A 16,647-nucleotide genomic window follows, 5' to 3' on the forward strand; every position below is an offset into this window, starting at 1 on the left:
CAACTGACACGCCGTGTTTGGTGATATCTGCCATGGACATACGCAACGCCTCGCCGCAGCTTCGAATCTCGGCCCGACTGACGACCGTGCTGCTTTGGGTCGGCCTGGCCGGCTCGTTTTCGACCGGTTGTGACACATTGTACCGCGACCTCGACGAGGTCGAGTTGCGCGAGGCCGACGCCGGCGCGGACGCCGAAGTGCTCGACGCAGGTACCGACGCCGATGCAGCCGATGCGGGCGACACGTCCGACGCCACGGACACGACCGATCCCACGGATGCGGCCGATACGACCGATGCTGCTGATGCCACCGACGCCTCGGACGCCTCCGACGTCGAAGACGACGCCGAGATTCCGTGCGAGGAGCGCGACGAGGTCTGTGACGGCGTCGACAATGATTGCGACGGCGACATCGACGACGCCGACGACGACGTGGTCGATCAGAAGACCTGGTATCGCGACAACGACCGCGACGGGTACGGGGACCAGAACAATCAGACCGCGGCCTGCTTCGCTCCCAGCGTCGACTGGGTGGCGCGCCCCGGAGACTGCAACGACGGCGACCGGGACGTGTGGGTCCGCTGCGGGCAGTGCAACGATGACGACGGGGATGGGTTCTTCGACGGGTGCGACGCTTACTTCAACCATCGGCCCGATTGCGACGACACCGACGCGCACATCACCCTCGAGTGCCCGAATTACGGGGACCGCACGTTCGGCGCTTATCCCAGCGCGGTGGCGGTCGAGAGCGAGGGCCAGGGCGGCCGGGTGCACGTCGGAGGTACGATCAACGCCGGAGAAAACGCCGTCTTCGGCGGCACCGCGCTCAATCCCACGAGCGGCTCGGCAGGTTTCGTCGCCTCGTACGCCCGTGATGGCGTCGTCGAGTGGGCGAAGAGCCTCGACGGAAGCAACGACGAGCACGTGAGCGACGTCGGGGCCTACGGAGTCGGCTCGATCGCGGCCGGCGGCCACTTCGACGGCGACCTCGTCTTCGGCGACGACCGTCAACTGGGCACCGTTTTGCAGGCCGACGAGACCGACGCCTTCGTCGCCGCCCTCTCCGAGACTAGCTACGAGTGGATCGCCCACATCTCGGGCAGCCGCGAGGAGCGGGTCGTGGCCGTCGACGCCGGCGCGAATGTCTTCGCGGCCGGTAACTTCAACGGCGAGGCGAGCTTCGATGGCTCGGACTTCGTGCTCGGCTTCACCTCCGGTGCGTCGGGAGCCGCCCAAAACGGTTTCGTCGCCGCGTTCAACAGCAACGGGTATGTGGAGTGGGCCGCGCATCTGGAGAGCGAAAACAGCCTCGAGGTGGCCGACATGGCCCGGCTCGAAGGCGGCAAGCTCGCGGTTGTGGGCTCCTTTCAGGGGAGCTTGTCGTTCGCGCGCGGTACTGGTGAGGTCCTGACCATTGTCGCCACCGGCCAATCGGACGGGTTTTTGCTCGTGCTCGACGCCTCGCAGGGCCGGGCGACCTGGCTCGAACGCATCGACGGCGAGGACGCCGCGCGTCCGGCGGCGGTCACAGGGGTCGACCTCGACACGGTGGCGGTCGCGGGCACCTATGACGGCATGATGCTCGAGCCCACGCTCGCCGACCCCGAGGCGGCGACCTCGGATATTTTCTTGGCCACCTACGACATCACCACACAACAAGCGGTCACCGCGGCGTCGGCGGGCGGCGCCGGCACCGAGACGGTCGAAGCGGTCGCCGCGGCCGATGGTGAGATCGCCGTGTACGGCAAATTCGACGAGCCGGTCGGCTTCGGCGACCTCGAGCCCAACGGGACCTACTTGCGCCCGCGAAGCGCCAACGGGGCCGACGTGTACGTGGCCCGCTACTTCCTCGACGGCTCGCTCAAGTGGGCGAGGTCGGCGCCGACGAACTCCGACACCCAACGCGGCGGCGACATGGCCGCCACGCCCGCCGGCTCGCTGGTGACGGTGGGCGATCTCGGCAACCACGCCTCGTTCTGGAGCGGCTCGGCCCAGCCGGTCGAATTGACGGCCACGGGCAATGATCCCGGCTTCGTCGTGCATCTGCGGCGCAGTGGCGCAGCCTGCGGTGAGACCGGCGGCACACTGGCGGGATCGCCGTGGCCGATGGACGGTTTCTGCCCGACGCGCCGCGGCGTCGCGCCGGTGGTCGGGCCGAGCGGAGAGTTTTCGTTGTCGAGTGTATGGTTGACGTCGCTGCCGAGCGGCCCTGCCAGCGGCCCGGTCGCGGGGGCTTCGGGCGCTCTCTTCGTCGTCTCGAGTGATGGCGCGCTGCACACGATCTCGGCCAACGGCCAGCTCGACGGCGGGAGTTTTCCCGTCGAGCAATGGAGCGCGGGGAACCAGACCTATGTCGCCTACGAGAGCGAGGCGTCGACCCCGGTCATCTCGGCCAACGGCACGATCTCGTACGGGTTGAAAAAGCGCCGGGTCTCCGATGGCGTCCAGTACGGAAGCGTCATCAGCGTGTCCACGCAGGGCAACTATCTGAGCTCGTATGCCACGGCGACCGGCACGGCGAACAACGAGCCCTACAACGTCGTCTACAGCTCGCCGTTGCTCGACTCGAGCAGCAATCTCTTCTTTAGCAGCATCGGCGGCAGCCTCTACGGCATCTCGAATGGGACGACGGAGATCTTTACGATCCCCGGGAGTACCCGAGTCGACGGCAGTGTCGCCCCGGCGCTCGGAGCGGACGGGCGTATCTACGCGGTTATCGAGAACCCCACGAACGACGAATTTACCGCCTTCGACAAGAGCGGCAACGAGCTGTGCGCGTCGAGGATCGACCTGGGCGGCAAGGTCGTCGCGGACCTGGCCGTCGGCCTCGACGAGACGGTGTACGTGGGCACGCTGACCGGCCAGCTCTTCGCCATCGATGGGCGTCGATGCTCCGTGATTTGGACGTACGGGCTGGGCGGTGCCGTTCACGGGCGTGTGGCGATCGATGCCGATGGCTACCTGTACGTGGGCACGGTGGAGCCGAGCGGCGGGAAGATCTACTCGCTCGATCCCAATGAGCCGGGCAATGTCGGCAAGATGATCGTCGAGCAGGTGAGTGGCGGGGTGGTCGCCTCGCCCATCGTCGATGCGCGTTCGCGGGTCTTCGTGGGGAGTACCAACGGGGAGGTCTATCGCATCGACCGAAAGGCAGCCGACGAGGTCAAATTGGTCTTCACGTTCACCTCGCCGGTGCGCCAGACCGCGGCGTTCGACAGTCAGGGGCGCCTGATCGTGGTCGAGGAAGGGGACCCGTCCGCGTCGGGCAGCGCCGAGATTCGCGCGCTCGAGTCGCCTTGAGCGACTTGGGAACCTAAAATGCCAGCGTGAAGTCGAGCGCCACCGCGTCCGCGCCGACCGAAGGCGTCAGCGTGTAGCTCGACGCTGTCGGCTCTCTCTCTGCGCCGCTCATCAGGTCGACGGTGAGTAGCGCGGCGCCGGCGACGGCCAGGCCGGCGCCCGAGTACAACAGAATCTGGCCGCGGTCCTGCTTCGACGAGATGTCCTCGCGTAGCTGCGCATAGCGCGCCGAGTCGGCGTCGGCGCCGGCTTCTTCGTAGGCCGCCCAGTCGTCTTCGAGCTCGATCGACGTCCAGCCGGCGCCGGCCAGCGCCGCTCCGCCCACCACCAGCATCGCCGTGCCCGTCCAGCCGAGCACACCGAGGCCCTCGGCGGTCTCGAGCACAGGCGCTTCGTCGACCGGGTCTTTCTTCTCGTCGGGGCGAGCGTCCTTGGTGGGGGCTTCGGCGCGCGCTCGGCTGGCCGCCTCGGCCATCGCCTCCGCGCGCTCGGGGGCGCCCAGAGCGACCGTACAAGCCGCGCCCAGCGCAGCGTTGGCCGCCTTGGTCTTTCCTTTCAGTCCTTCGGCGGCGCGCTCGCTGGTCGCCAACGCCTTGTCGTGCTGGCCGAGCTTGGCCTGGGCGAGGGCGATATTGTAGAGGAACATCGCCTCGGGATAGCTCTCGTAGCCCTTGCGGAACTCGACGATGGCGCGGGCGTAGCGCTCCTGCAGGTAGTACTCGGCGCCCTTGTCGAAGTGGGCCTGCGCCTTCTTCTTGTCCTGGGCGCTCACCGCCGGCTTGTCACCTTGTTGGGCGAGTGCGGGCGTCGTCCCCAGAGCGCACGCAGCCGCCAGGCTGGCGGCGAGGGCGACCCGCGTTACACGGAACATCTTCGAGTTGGCGTTCATCGCTGGATTGCTCACTCTATCTACTCCATGGGGAACAAGTCGAGGCCGTCGTCTTTGGCCGCAGGCTGCTCGTCGTTCGGTTCAGGCGTCGGTTTCGGCTCGGGTTTGGCGACGGGTTTCGGCTCGGGTTTTGCGACCGGTGTGGGCTTTGGCTCGGGTTTCGCGACCGGTTTGGGCTTCGGCTCCTGTTTCGGCTTCGTGTCCGTGGCCGTCTCCGCGACCGGCTCCGGCTCCCGGCTCCCGGTCTCCGTCTCCGTGACCGTCTCCGTCTCCGTGACCGTCTCCGTCTCCGTGACCGTCTCCGTCTCCGCGACCGGCTCCGGCTCCCGGCCCCCGGTCTCCGGCCCCCGGCTCCCGGTTTCCGGCTCCCGGCTCCCGGTTTCCGTCTCCGTCTCCGTGACCGTCTCCGTCTCCGTGACCGTCTCCGTTTCCCCGCCTTCATCCTCAGCAAGCAAGGAGGCGGCAACCCCACCAATACCAAGCACGAGAATCAATAGGATTCCCACCACCCACAACAACTTCGTGTCTCCGTGGGCGCCGGCCGACTCGAAGGTGTTCGAGTCGAAGTCCGCAGCCGGCGCGGTCGCCTGATTCGACGGGGACGCCGCCGTCTGGGCCTTGTCGGTGTTCACGCCGGGGCCGGAGGCGCGCGTCTCGGCAAAGACCAGCTCGCGCTCCTCGTCGGACGCCGGCGGCGGAAACCCGCGGTCGGTACGCGCGCCCGTGGCCCCGATCTCGGTGATGGGGGCGATCTCGTCGCTATTCGACAGCCGAGCGCGCGTCTTGCCCTGGACGAGCCAGGCGTCGAAGACCTCGTCGAGCGCGGCGGCCGCGTCGACCCGAATCGGCAGCAGCCCGTGGGCGCGCTGGATGGCCTCGATGGCGTCTCGCAGGTCGAGTACGCTGTCGGGCCGGCCCTCTGGGCGCTTGCGAAGTGTGCGGTCGACCAGCTCGACGACTTTGTCGGGGGCGTCGTCGGCGGACAAAATCTCGCGGAGCGACGGCGGCTCGAGCTGGACGTGCTTGAGCATGAGCTGCAGCGGCGCTTCGGCCGTAAACGGCAACTGCCCGGTGAGCATCTCGAACAAGACCACGCCCAGCGAGTAGATGTCGGTGCCCGGGCCAATCTCCTGGCCCTGCGCCTGCTCGGGGGCCATATAGTGCGCCGTGCCGCACACCGTGCCGGTGGAGGTGAGCTTGGTGTCGGCCTTCAGCGCGCTGGCGATGCCGAAGTCGAGCACTTTGACCTGCACCGAGCCGTCGGCGATGGGTAGCAGCATCAGGTTTTCGGGCTTCAGGTCCCGGTGGATGACCCCGCGGGCGTGCGCCTCACTCAGCGCGCTGCACACCTGCCGGGTGATCTCGAGCGCCGGCCCCAGCCCGATGCGTCCGCGCTCGAGCAGGCTTCCCAGCGACAACCCGTCGACCAGCTCCATGACCAGGTAGAGGACGTCGTGGGTGGCGTCCTGGCCGAAATCGATCAGGTTGACGATGCCCGGGTGGGCAAAATCGGAGATGACCTTCGCCTCGCGAAAGAAGCGCTGGATGACCATCTCGTCGTCGCAGATCTCGGAGTGCAGCACCTTGACGGCCACGCTGCGTCCCACCGACAACTGCACCCCTTGATAGACCTTGCCCATGCCGCCTTCGCCGAGCACGCGCTCGAGCCGAAAGCGCCCGTCGAGCAACTCGCCGAGCAGCGGGTCGTCGTCGGCGTCGCGCAGCCGGTAGGTGTACAGCGAATGGCCGTCCTCGGGGCATACCTCCATTGACGCGGCGTACTCCTCACCGCATTCAGGGCAATATGCTTTCGAGTTGTCCTGCTGACCTGCCATCGTCTGTCGTGGTCACAGTCGTTGAAAATCACCGGTATAAAACTGCTTGAAGCGGGAGTGTATGGGTGAGGACGGTAGGCTGTCTATTGCTTTTTGCCGGGTGCGCGTTGGCTCTACAGAGAAAATTTCTGAAAAATCTGGTGATCCAAAATCGGAGCTGGCTCGTACTTCCTGTGACGGATGAATGAATGGTTTTTTGCAGTCACGGTACGAGTCGTATGAATAGTTTGGGTCACTGGTGGCGCGCCTCGAGCGCCCACTACGAGTATTCGCCGAGTCATCGCTTCTTAGAGATCTTGGCCATCGCCGCAGCCATCGCCTTGATGGTGGTGATGTCGTGGAGGTTGTTGGCGGCGCTCGCGAGCACCGCCAGCCTGCTCAGTTGGGCCTGTGCGCTCGGCGCGGGGCTGGTTGGCTACGTCGCCGCCGACTTCGTCTCGGGGATGGTGCACTGGCTGGCCGACCGCTTCGGCACGCCGGACACACCGGTCTTGGGCGAAGCGTTCATCCGCCCCTTTCGCGAGCACCACGATTTTCCCAAAAGGATCACCCACCACGACTTCGTGGAGGTCAACGGTAACAACAGCCTGGTGCTGCTGCTCGTGTTGGCGCCGGCCGCCTGGATGCTCCCGGCTCAACTCGACGCGGCGTGGCTCGCCTTCGGGTCGTTCTTCGTGAGCTTCCCGCTGGCGATCTTCATGACCAACCAGTTCCACAAGTGGGCGCATATGGACGAGGTGCCGGCGGTGGTGGCGTGGATGCAGCGGCGCGGTCTGATCTTGTCGCCTCGAGCCCACGACCGCCACCACACCGCGCCGTTCGAGACCGACTACTGCATCACCAGCGGCTGGCTCAACCCGCTGCTCGAGCGCTTCCAACTCTTTGCGCGCTGCGAGCGGTTCTTGAGGCGACGGCCGCCGCAGCAGACGCCGGCGGAGCATCACGAGCCGGCCTGCCCGCCGCCGTCCGTCTGAGTCGGCGAGGCTTGAGCGCCCACACCTCGATTGCTACATTCGCCCGACGTGCGATTGTGTTCGAAGTGATGTGCCGTTTATGGCTCGAGACGTGGACGATCAGGGGTTGGTCGAGGCTATCGCCGCAGGCGACCGCGAGGCGCTCGGCGAGTTGTACGACCGTTATGCTTCGGCCCTGATGGCGCTGGGGATGCGCCGCCTCGGTGACCGCGAGGAGGTCGAGGACGTGCTCCACGACGTCTTCTTGGAGGTGTGGCGTCGCGCCGACACCTACGAGTCGAGCCGCGGGACGGTGCAGACGTGGCTGATGCTGCGCATGCGAAGCCGCACCCTCGACCGCGCCCGCACCGTGCGGCGCAATCGGCTCGACTCCCTGGACGACGTCGACACCGACTCGCCCGATTGGCGCGCGCCCGAGGACCCGGCGAGTGACGCCGAGCACGCGCGGCTGCGCCAGGTCATCGACGAGTTGCCCGCGCGGCTGCGTCAGGTCCTCGGGTTGACGTATTTTCGCGGGCACACGTGCCGAGAGGCTTCCGAGCTGCTCGACATCCCACTGGGCACGGTCAAATCACGGCTGGCTGCGGCGCGCGAACGGCTCGAAGCGCTGCTCGGCGCCCACCAAGGAGGCTCGACATGACCGAGCACCTCGACAAAACAGGGCACATCGACTCGATGCTCGATGACTGGCTCGCGGGGGCGCTCGACGAGGCTGAAGAAGCCGCGCTGGAGGCCCACGCCGCTCAGTGTACGCGCTGCGCCCGAGCTCTCGAGCGCGCCCGGCAGCATTTCGTCGAGCTCGCCGCGGCGCTCGACCCCGTCGAGCCGTCGGCCGGCCTGCGAGACGACTTACTCGCCGCCGCGACGCCCGAGGCGCGCTTCGCCGATCTGGCCGACGAGGTCGCCGAGATCATCGATCTGTCCACCGAACGCGCCCTGAGGCTTTTGGGCCGCGTCGACGAGGCGAGCCATTGGGAGGAGGGGCCGTTTCCGGGCCTCGAGCTCTTCCACATCGACGGCGGTCCTTCGGTCGACGAGGCCATCGTCGGCTTCGTGCGCATGACGCCGGGCATGGCCTTTCCCCACCACTCCCACCGGGGCGCCGAGACCACCTTGGTCTTGCAAGGCGGGCTGCGCGACGCCGATGGCACCGTCTACCGCCGCGGCGAGGTCGTCGAGCACGGCTCGGGGACGAGCCACGCCTTTGCCGCCCTCGACGACGCCCCTGCGCTCATCTACCTGGTCGTCGCCCACCACGGCATCGACGTCGGCGACACCCACTTCGGCCCGAACGACCCGGCGTTGTAAACTCGTCGGGAGGGGTTTAGGAGTCCCTCTCCTCCCCCTGTGGAGTAGGCGTACTCGACGGAGTAGGCGTACCCAACCCACCGACATGCATGTCAGCGCCCGCGGGGGAGGGCGTGCACTGTTGGTTCGACACTTGCAAAGTGCCTGTGCGACACTGGTCCGCAGCACTCTCACTAAGGTCGAACCATGATTCCTCTGATTGTTATTGGCATTGGCATCGTCATGATCGCCGTCGAATTGGCCAGCCCGGCGCGCGAGTGGCCCGACGTGGCCGGCTGGTGGGGCCGGGCGATTTTATTCAACGGCATTCAGGTCGCCGCGGTCTATTTTGCCGGCGTGGCCTGGGACGGCTGGATGGCCGATCACAGGCTCTGGTCGCTCGACTCGCTGGGGCCGACCCTCGGTGGACTGGTCGGCTACCTGGTGCTGACCTTCGTGTACTACTGGTGGCACCGCGCGCGCCACGAGTCGCAGTTTTTGTGGAACTGGCTCCACCAGCTCCACCACAGCCCGCGGCGCCTCGAAATCATCACCTCGTTTTACAAGCACCCCATCGAGATCGTGACCAACGCGCTGATCTCGAGCGCGGTGGTCTACCTGCTCGTGGGCTTGAGCCCCACCCAAGCCGCCTACGCGACGCTCTTGAGCGGGCTGGCCGAGTTCTTCTACCACTGGAACGTCAAAACCCCGCACTGGGTCGGCTACATCATGCAGCGCCCCGAGAGCCACTGCGTGCACCACCAGCGCGGGCTGCACCGGTACAACTACGGCGACTTGCCGCTGTGGGACATGCTCTTCGGCACCTTCCACAACCCCAAAAATTGGGACGACGACTGCGGCTTCGAGGCCGACGAGGAGCTCCAGGTCATGGACATGCTCGCCGGGCGTGACGTGCAGAAGAAACCGTTCGTGGGCGAGGGAGGTGCCGAATGAGTCGCCTCGACTACCGTGCACTGGCGCTCCTGGTGCTGGGCCTGGCCCAGATGGTCGGCGCCCTGTTGGGCATCGGCCCGCTCAAGGGCCTGGCGGCGGCCACCGTCGCCTCGCCCGCGCCCAAGGTCTTCTCGGCGGCCAAGGGCCTGGAGACCTACTCGACCGAGTTCTTTTTGGAGTGGCGAAGCGTCGACGGCGAGGAGCACGTCATGGCGCTGACGCCCCAGGTCTACCCGAAGCTGCAGGGCCCGTATAACCGGCGCAATATCTACGGCGCGATCCTCGCCTTCGGCCCGGTGCTCTACACCGAGGCGCCGGCGCGGCCGATGTTCGACGCGGCCAGCGAGTTCGCCCTGTGCGGCGAGGCGCCGGTGTTGCGCGAGCTCGGCATCGACCCGGCGACCGTCGACGGCGGCGTGAGCGTGCGCTACGTGCCGCGCGACGGGCTCGACCTGGGAGAACTCCCCACGCTCATCGAGGTGCCCTGCTCATGAGTACGAAAACACAGCGAAACAAACCGGACAATTTCGGCCGCGACCTCATGCGCCTTCGCGCCCCGCACGGATGGACCGGCGGCCAATACAGCGTCTACCGGGCCATCCTGGGCGTCTACCTGTGCGTGCACTTCGTGCATCTGATCCCGTGGGGCGCCGAGATGTTCTCGAACGAGGGCGTCCTGGCCGACGCGGCCACAAGCCCTCTGGCGTTCGTCTTCCCGAACGTCTTGAGCTTCTTCGACCCGCCCTGGTTCGTCACCGGCCTGCTCGTGGCGGCCGCGGTCGGAAGCCTCGCCTTCGCCGCCGGCTTCAAGGACCGCCTCGTAGCGGTCGGCCTGTGGTACGTGTGGGCGTGCCTGTTCGGCAGAAACCCGCTCATCAGCAACCCGAGCCTGGCCTTCGTCGGCTGGATGCTACTGTTGCACGCAGCCACCCCCGGCAAGCCCTTCGGCGCCTGGGACGCCCGCGGGCGCACCGACCCGCAGGGCGGCTGGAAGTTGCCGCGCTCGTATTTTTCGGCCGCCTGGATTCTGATGGCCGTCGGCTACACCTACAGCGGCTACACCAAGCTCATCAGCCCGTCGTGGCAAGACGGCACCGCCCTGGCCGAGGTGCTCGAGAGCCCGCTCGCCCGCGACACGGCCCTGCGTGAGTTCCTACTCGGCCTGCCCGACGTGCTCTTGCAGGCGGCCACCTACAGCACGCTCGCCCTCGAGCTCTTCGCGCTGCCGCTGGCGCTGGTCGGCCGGCTGCGCCCCTGGCTGTGGCTGTCGCTCGTCGGCCTGCACCTGGGCATCTTGTCGACGGTGGCCTTCGCCGACCTGACCGTGGGGATGCTCACCGTCCACCTGCTCACCTTCAACCCCGCCTGGATAGGCAAGCTTCGCGACGGCGCGCTCGACCACGTCTTCTACGACGGAAGCTGCGGGCTGTGCCAACGCACCGTCCGGTTTCTGCTCGCCGAAGACCCCGCCGAGCCGTACGCGTTTCGGTTCGCACCTCTCGCCAGCGACGCCTTCGCTCGTCGCCTGGGTGAGGCCGCCCCCGAGCGCAGTGTTTCCGAGATGCCCGACAGCGTCATCGTCATCACCGAGCGCGGCGAGGTGTTGGAGCGCTCCGAGGCGATCCTGTACCTCGGCAAGCGCCTGGGCGGGCTGTGGCGCGTGCTCGCCACGGCCGCCTCGTGGGTGCCGCGCGGGGTGCGCGACCGCGTCTACGACGGCGTGGCGGCGATCCGCCACAAGCTCTTCGAGCGGCCCAAAGAGGCGTGCCCGATGATGCCGCCGGAGGTGCGGGGGCGCTTTGATTGGTGATGGGGCGTTGGCGCGCTCCCGGCCCGTGTCCAAGTTCCAGAGTACTGTCATGACGAGACCAAATGGGGACGGTTCGTGTGGCTGGATACTTGGAACTGATTTGCGCAGGGGGCGACGATGGAGGGGGCTGCATCGCAGGCGACGGTCAATCGAGCGGGGACAAGTCGAGGGGGAGCAAGCGGGGACGCGCTCGAGAAGCGCCGTGAGTGGATGACCTATCTCGTGGGGGCGATCTTTGTGCTCAACGCCATCGACGCGGTGGCCACCGTGACGTGGGTGTCGGCGGATCTGGCCTACGAGGCCAACCCGCTGATGGCGCACCTTCTCGACATTCACCCGGTCTTATTCGTGGCGACCAAGCTGACGCTGGTGGGCCTGTCGGTCTGGCTGCTGTGGCGCCATTGCGACCGCATGCTGAGCATGGTCGCGGCGATCGCGTTGTTCGGCCTGTATTACGCGCTGATCGTCTACCACCTGTCGTTTCCGTCCTATCTGGCCTGGTCGACCGTGCTCGGCTGACATTCGGGGGCTGTGAGCTTGGAACGCGGCGCGCCCGCCTTAGCTTTTGTCACCGGCAATATTGTCGACCATCAATGATTATAGGAGCTGGACGATGTCCGAATCGAAAGCGTCTTCTCGAGAGCCTATCTGGCAAGAATCCCGACTGCGCGCCATGGTGCGCGACACCGGGCGCAGCGCGCAGACGCGAAGCTGGGCGCTCGACCGCCTCGCGCGCATGCTCGGCGAGCAGGCCGTGGTGCCCCTGGCCGTCGACATGCTGGCCGACGAGGAGCCGCACGTGGCCGCCAACGCGCTGACGATGCTCGAGAGCGCCGGGCGTAAGGAGTGCTCCGAGGCGGTCGCCGCGTTCTCCACGCGCGACGACGTGCCTCACTGGTCCAAGCGGCTGTCGACGGTGCTCTTGGCCAGTTGCGGCGACGAGGAGGCGTGCCAGACGGCCTTTGGCAGCCCCGGGGCGGTGACCTATTTCGAGCTGTGGGCCGAGCGCGACCCGCACGGATTTAGCGAGGCGGCGTGTGCGTTCTGGAGCGACCGGCTCGCCCACAACCCCGACTTCTTGGCCGCCTGCACCACCGCGGCGACCGCCGAGTTGGCCGCGCCGCTGCTCGAGACGCTGGGCAAGCTCGACACCTGCGACCCCAACCGCGACGACCTGTTGGTGCGCCTGATGGCCCGCGCCGGCTTCGGCCTGCCCGAGCTCGGCGCCGACATGCCCATCGAGTGGCACCCGAGCCAAGAGGACATCTTCAGCTCGCGCGTCGACCCGTCGATGCTCGAGGAGCGCTGCGACGAGCTGGCCGAGTTGGTCGCCCAGGAGGACTGGAAGGCGGTCAGCCGCCACTGCCTCGACACCATCGGCTCCATCGGCGAGTCGGGCGCGCGTGAGCTCGACGCTCCGCCGCTCGACTGGGCGTTCGTGCTCGCCGGGGCCCTCGACGAGCACCCGCAACGCATCCCCGACGACTATATGCGCGCCCAGCTGTCGTTCGCGCTGCAGGAGGCGGTGCTCCTGGTCTTCGACATCGAGGCCACCCTCGACGAGCGCGACGGCCTCGAGCCGGTGCTCGACCTGTACGGCTGGTCGATTGGCACGGAGCGCGACCGCCTCGAGGAGATGATCGAGGCGCGTTGGACGGGCAGCGACGACCAGCGCGAGCTGGTGACCCAGTGGCTCGACCGGATCGACGACGAGTTCGAATGGTTCGACGCCCTGCAGGTCGCCTCGCGCCTCGACGGCTACGACGTCACCCCGTGTTTGAGCGTGCTCGTCGACGAGATGGAGGACGAGCGCGCCGGCTACGACATCGACTGGGCCGCCGAGACGCTCATCTGCGCGCTCGAGCGCCAGCCTGGCCTGGTCGCCGACGAGCCCGACCGCCTGCTCTTGGGCGGCGCGGTCGTCTCCGACAGTGCGCTCCTGGCGCTGGCCACCGTGCCCTACACGTGGGCCAGCCGACTCATCTTGGAGCGCTTCGACAAGCTGGCGAGCACCGAGGAGAACGAGGTGTTGTGGGAGACCCTCTCCGAGCTCGCCGACCCCGACAGCCTCGAGCCGCTCATGGAGCAGTGGGAGCCCGGCGAGTACCGCCTGGCCCACGCGATCGCGTTTGTGGCCGACGTCGCCGGCCGCCTCGACGAGCTCCCCGACGGCATCAAAAAGGACCTCGACGAGCTCTCCTCGCGTGAGGCGCGCTACGAGAAGCGCCTCGAGGCGATGATCTCGGGCGACGGCGACCTGTCAGCGGCCTTGCCCGACGGCGGGCCGCTGGAGCTGTCGCTTCGGTGCACCGAGTGCGACACGGTCTCGGACTACACATTCAGGGAGCTGTACCTCGACCGCGAGCGCGAGGTCGACCTGCGCGACCCCTTCGCGGCGGTCTTGTTCGACCGCATCGTCGAGTGCCCCAACTGCGGGGCGGTCGACAGCGTCGAGCCCACCGAGCGCGCCGAGCACAGGCTGGCGGCGATGATCGCCGCGCTGGCCGACGCCGAGCGTTGGCCCGAGGATTCGCCCCTGCAGGTGTGGCATCCGGAGCTGTGGGACGGCACCACCTTTCGCACTCCGCGCGAGGGCATCGAGCACCTCGAAGCGCAGGCCAACGCCCAACCCGACCGCCCCGAGCCGTGGCGTCGGCTGGGTCATTTCTGCGTGCGCTTTCACGCCGACGCGAAGGCCAAGGAGGCCTACGAGCACGCCGACCGCCTCGACGGGCGCGGCGTGCCCGACCCCGACAGGCTTCGCGACCTGGGCATCCCCACCGAGCCGGTGGGCCCCGACGAGGCCAAAGCCCTGCTCGCCGAGCACAGCCATCGCCACGCCCCGCACCCGGGCGACGGCGCCAAGCTCGCCTCCTACGAGCTGCACGAGTGCCTCGTCTCCGAGAACTGGCGAGACGTCGAAAAGCTCGCCTCAGTCTTCGTGAGCCGGAAGGTCTCCGAGGACAAATACGTCGCCGCCGCTTTCCTGGTCGATCTGGGCAGCCAGGGCGTCAAGGAGGTCATCTTCGCCTCCTCGCTCGGCCCCGATCGCTACAGCGGGCTCAAAAAGCGTCTGCAAGACATCCACGGCAACCTCGAGTCCAGCCCCCCCGAGCTCGCCGCGCGCATCCTCGACACGGCGGTGCGCTTCGCCCTGGCGCTGGGCTTCTTCCCGCCCGACGACTACTTCGCCGCCCGCGAGATGCTCGCCGAGTACGACCCCGACGCCGCCGGCGAAGACGTGCCCACCGGCGAGCAGGGCCTGCCGCTGTACGTGGGCGACCCGGACGCCTTCGAGCCGGTCGTCGAGCAGATCTACCGGCGCACCGGCCCGGACGGGTTCGCGTCGATCTAACTCTCGGGGCCACCTTTGTTTTTGCGGTCTCTCGCTTAGCTTCGAAAGTGCTGCATTGGGCGCACTTTCAGTGATCGGGAGTACCGCGTGACATCTGCACCATCGACCGCCGACTTACCTGCTGAGGGGGCTGCCGAGGAGCCGAGCGATACGAAGCTCGACAAGAAGCTGGGACTCTTCGACGTCTTCGCCGTCGCCACCGGCGCGATGTTCAGCTCGGGGTTCTTCTTGCTGCCCGGCATCGCCGCGGCCCAGACGGGCCCGTCGGTGGTGCTCGCGTATCTGATCTCGGGCCTGTTGGTCTTACCGGCGGCCCTGAGCGCCGCCGAGTTGTCCACCGCCATGCCGCGCGCCGGCGGGGCCTATTTCTTTTTGGACCGCACCCTCGGCCCGTTGATGGGCACGGTAGGCGGCGTGGGCACCTGGATTGCGCTGGTGCTCAAGAGCTCATTTGCGCTCATCGGCATGGGCGCCTACCTGGCGATCTTCGTCGACCTGCCCATCAAGCCGGTGGCGCTGGCGCTTATCGCCGCCTTTACGGTCATCAACCTCGTGGGCGCCAAGGAGACCACCGGTCTGCAGCGCATTCTGGTGGTGGTCCTCGTGGCGGTGCTCGGCTTCTTCGTGTTCCAGGGACTCTGGAATGTGGCCGAGCTGCCGCAGCAGCAGTTCTCCGAGCAGTTTTCTCCCTTCATGATCTTCGGGTTGAGCGGTCTCTTCTCGACCGTCGGGCTGGTCTTCGTGTCGTACGCCGGCCTCACGCACGTGGCCAGTATCTCCGAGGAGGTCAAAAACCCGGACCGAAACGTGCCTCTGGGCATGTTTTTGGCGCTCGGGTGCACCGTGTCGATCTACGTGGCCGGCGTGCTCGTGATGGTGGCGCTGCTCGACCCGGCAGCGTTCCACGAAGACCTGACCCCGGTGGCCACCGCTGGGCAGGCTTTCTTCGACTGGTTGCCCGAGCCGACCGGGCTGGTCCTGGTGGTCGCCGCGGCCATCGCCGCGTTCGCCTCGACCGGAAACGCCGGGGTGATGTCGTCGTCGCGCTACCCGCTGGCGATGGCGCGCGACCAGCTCGTCCCGTCGGGGTTCAGCAAGCTCAATCGGTTCCAGACTCCGACCCTGGGGATCTTGGTCTCGGCGGGCACCATGGCTGCAGCCGTCTTGCTCCTGGACGTGGCGTCGCTGGCCAAGCTCGCCAGCGCCATCCAGCTCATCTTGTTCGGGCTGTTGTGCCTGGCGACCATCATCATGCGCGAGAGCAAGCTCGAGTATTATCACCCCGGCTTTCGCTCCCCGTTATATCCCTGGACCCAGATCGCCGGCGTCATCATTCCCGTCTGGCTGATCATCGAGATGGGGTGGATGCCGGTGCTCTTCACCCTCGGGGTGATCGTGTTGGCGCTGGGGTGGTACTTTTTGTACGCGCACCGACGGGTCAAGCGCGGCGGCGCGCTCTTCCACGTGTTTCGCCGGCTCGGCCATCAGGCCGACACGGGCCTGCACCACGAGCTTCGCCAGGTGATCGCCGACAAGGGGCTCAACGCTGAGGACGCCTTCGAGGAGTTGGTCACCACCGCGATCTTTATCGACATCGACGGCGACGTCTCGTTCGAAGACGCCATGCGCACCGCCTGCACCTCCGTGAGCAAATACTTGCCCGTGGACGCCGAGGTTCTGCGGGAGTGCCTGTCCAAAGAGTTCGACAGCGAATTGATGCCGGTGTCGCACGGCGCGGCCGTGCCCCACCTGCGCGTGGACTCGTTTGAGGGCACGCAACTGGTGATGGTGCGGCTGAGTCGAGGCGCCTGGATTTCGGAGGAGAAACCGGGGCTTCCCCACGCTCGTATTTACGCCATCTTGTGCCTGATCGGACCCAATGAGCAGGCCGATGGCCACTTGCGCCTGCTCGCCAAGCTCGCCGCGAGGGTCGACGAGCCCGGGTTTGTCGACGCATGGCTCGACGCCGCCGACGAAGCTCGCGTCAAGGCGTTGCTTCTGCCGAACGAGCAGTTTTTCGAAGTGGTGGTGGAGGAGAGCGGGCCTTCGCGCCTGCTCCTCGACAAGCCTGTCGGGGAGGTCGACGTGCCCGAGGGGGCGCTGGTCGCCTGGCTGCGGCGAGATGGGAAGATAGAGGTCCCCGCGCCCGATACGACTATCCGGCGCGGGGACCACGTCATCTTCATCGGCCACCCCGAAGCGATCGAGGATTTACGCACGATGTTGGAGGCCTAGCTGTCGCAG

At 67.2% G+C, this 16,647-nt stretch carries 12 protein-coding genes; 10 read left to right on the forward strand and 2 right to left on the reverse strand.

Annotated features, from left to right (window positions below; all coding sequences use genetic code 11):
* Positions 1-32: 32 nt before the first annotated feature.
* The gene (locus tag FIV42_RS16585; RefSeq protein WP_141198767.1) at positions 33-3,299 is read left to right on the forward strand and encodes an NHL repeat-containing protein; all 3,267 of its coding nucleotides are present in this window, start codon (positions 33-35) and stop codon (positions 3,297-3,299) included.
* Between the two features lie 13 nt (positions 3,300-3,312).
* Here the strand turns inward: FIV42_RS16585 and FIV42_RS16590 are convergent, their stop codons facing one another.
* Positions 3,313-4,203: a tetratricopeptide repeat protein gene (locus FIV42_RS16590; RefSeq protein WP_141198768.1), complete on the reverse strand. Its 891-nt coding sequence runs from the start codon at positions 4,201-4,203 to the stop codon at positions 3,313-3,315.
* Between the two features lie 5 nt (positions 4,204-4,208).
* Positions 4,209-6,023 (reverse strand): serine/threonine protein kinase, encoded by a 1,815-nt coding sequence (locus tag FIV42_RS31175; protein ID WP_141198769.1) that lies wholly within the window; start codon positions 6,021-6,023, stop codon positions 4,209-4,211.
* Positions 6,024-6,241: 218 nt separating this feature from the next.
* Here FIV42_RS31175 and FIV42_RS16600 point away from each other — a divergent pair, with 218 nt between their 5' ends.
* From FIV42_RS16600 to FIV42_RS16640, 9 genes are all read left to right on the forward strand, one after another.
* Positions 6,242-6,997 (forward strand): fatty acid desaturase CarF family protein, encoded by a 756-nt coding sequence (locus FIV42_RS16600; protein WP_168210706.1) that lies wholly within the window; start codon positions 6,242-6,244, stop codon positions 6,995-6,997.
* 79 nt (positions 6,998-7,076) lie between these two features.
* A complete protein-coding gene (locus FIV42_RS16605) occupies positions 7,077-7,637 on the forward strand; it encodes an RNA polymerase sigma factor (protein WP_141198771.1) in 561 nt (186 codons plus the stop codon).
* A complete protein-coding gene (locus FIV42_RS16610; protein ID WP_141198772.1) occupies positions 7,634-8,305 on the forward strand; it encodes a dimethylsulfonioproprionate lyase family protein in 672 nt (223 codons plus the stop codon). The genes FIV42_RS16605 and FIV42_RS16610 overlap by 4 nt, the downstream gene beginning before the upstream one ends.
* Positions 8,306-8,491: 186 nt before the next feature.
* Positions 8,492-9,238 carry a sterol desaturase family protein gene (locus tag FIV42_RS16615; RefSeq protein WP_141198773.1) on the forward strand — a complete coding sequence of 249 codons (747 nt, stop codon included), beginning with the start codon at positions 8,492-8,494 and terminating at the stop codon, positions 9,236-9,238.
* Entirely contained in the window at positions 9,235-9,732 is a 498-nt protein-coding gene (locus FIV42_RS16620; protein WP_141198774.1) for a hypothetical protein, read from the forward strand. The genes FIV42_RS16615 and FIV42_RS16620 overlap by 4 nt, the downstream gene beginning before the upstream one ends.
* A complete protein-coding gene (locus FIV42_RS16625) occupies positions 9,729-11,048 on the forward strand; it encodes a DCC1-like thiol-disulfide oxidoreductase family protein (protein ID WP_141198775.1) in 1,320 nt (439 codons plus the stop codon). The genes FIV42_RS16620 and FIV42_RS16625 overlap by 4 nt, the downstream gene beginning before the upstream one ends.
* Before the next feature lie 210 nt (positions 11,049-11,258).
* Positions 11,259-11,567 (forward strand): DUF5658 family protein, encoded by a 309-nt coding sequence (locus FIV42_RS16630; protein ID WP_141198776.1) that lies wholly within the window; start codon positions 11,259-11,261, stop codon positions 11,565-11,567.
* Positions 11,568-11,661: 94 nt separating this feature from the next.
* Positions 11,662-14,403 (forward strand): tetratricopeptide repeat protein, encoded by a 2,742-nt coding sequence (locus tag FIV42_RS16635; RefSeq protein WP_141198777.1) that lies wholly within the window; start codon positions 11,662-11,664, stop codon positions 14,401-14,403.
* Between the two features lie 87 nt (positions 14,404-14,490).
* Entirely contained in the window at positions 14,491-16,638 is a 2,148-nt protein-coding gene (locus FIV42_RS16640) for an amino acid permease (protein ID WP_222615253.1), read from the forward strand.
* The last annotated feature ends 9 nt before the right edge of the window (positions 16,639-16,647 follow it).

Origin of the sequence: Persicimonas caeni (assembly GCF_006517175.1) — a bacterium.
Taxonomy (GTDB): domain Bacteria; phylum Myxococcota_A; class Bradymonadia; order Bradymonadales; family Bradymonadaceae; genus Persicimonas; species Persicimonas caeni.

Coding starts and splice junctions, on each gene's coding strand:
- FIV42_RS16600 (WP_168210706.1), top strand. CDS start 6,242: ATGAATAGTTTGGGTCACTGGTGGCGCGCCTCGAGCGCCCACTACGAG.
- FIV42_RS16630 (WP_141198776.1), top strand. CDS start 11,259: ATGACCTATCTCGTGGGGGCGATCTTTGTGCTCAACGCCATCGACGCG.
- FIV42_RS16620 (WP_141198774.1), top strand. CDS start 9,235: ATGAGTCGCCTCGACTACCGTGCACTGGCGCTCCTGGTGCTGGGCCTG.
- FIV42_RS16605 (WP_141198771.1), top strand. CDS start 7,077: ATGGCTCGAGACGTGGACGATCAGGGGTTGGTCGAGGCTATCGCCGCA.
- FIV42_RS16635 (WP_141198777.1), top strand. CDS start 11,662: ATGTCCGAATCGAAAGCGTCTTCTCGAGAGCCTATCTGGCAAGAATCC.
- FIV42_RS16610 (WP_141198772.1), top strand. CDS start 7,634: ATGACCGAGCACCTCGACAAAACAGGGCACATCGACTCGATGCTCGAT.
- FIV42_RS16625 (WP_141198775.1), top strand. CDS start 9,729: ATGAGTACGAAAACACAGCGAAACAAACCGGACAATTTCGGCCGCGAC.
- FIV42_RS31175 (WP_141198769.1), bottom strand. CDS start 6,023: ATGGCAGGTCAGCAGGACAACTCGAAAGCATATTGCCCTGAATGCGGT.
- FIV42_RS16615 (WP_141198773.1), top strand. CDS start 8,492: ATGATTCCTCTGATTGTTATTGGCATTGGCATCGTCATGATCGCCGTC.
- FIV42_RS16585 (WP_141198767.1), top strand. CDS start 33: ATGGACATACGCAACGCCTCGCCGCAGCTTCGAATCTCGGCCCGACTG.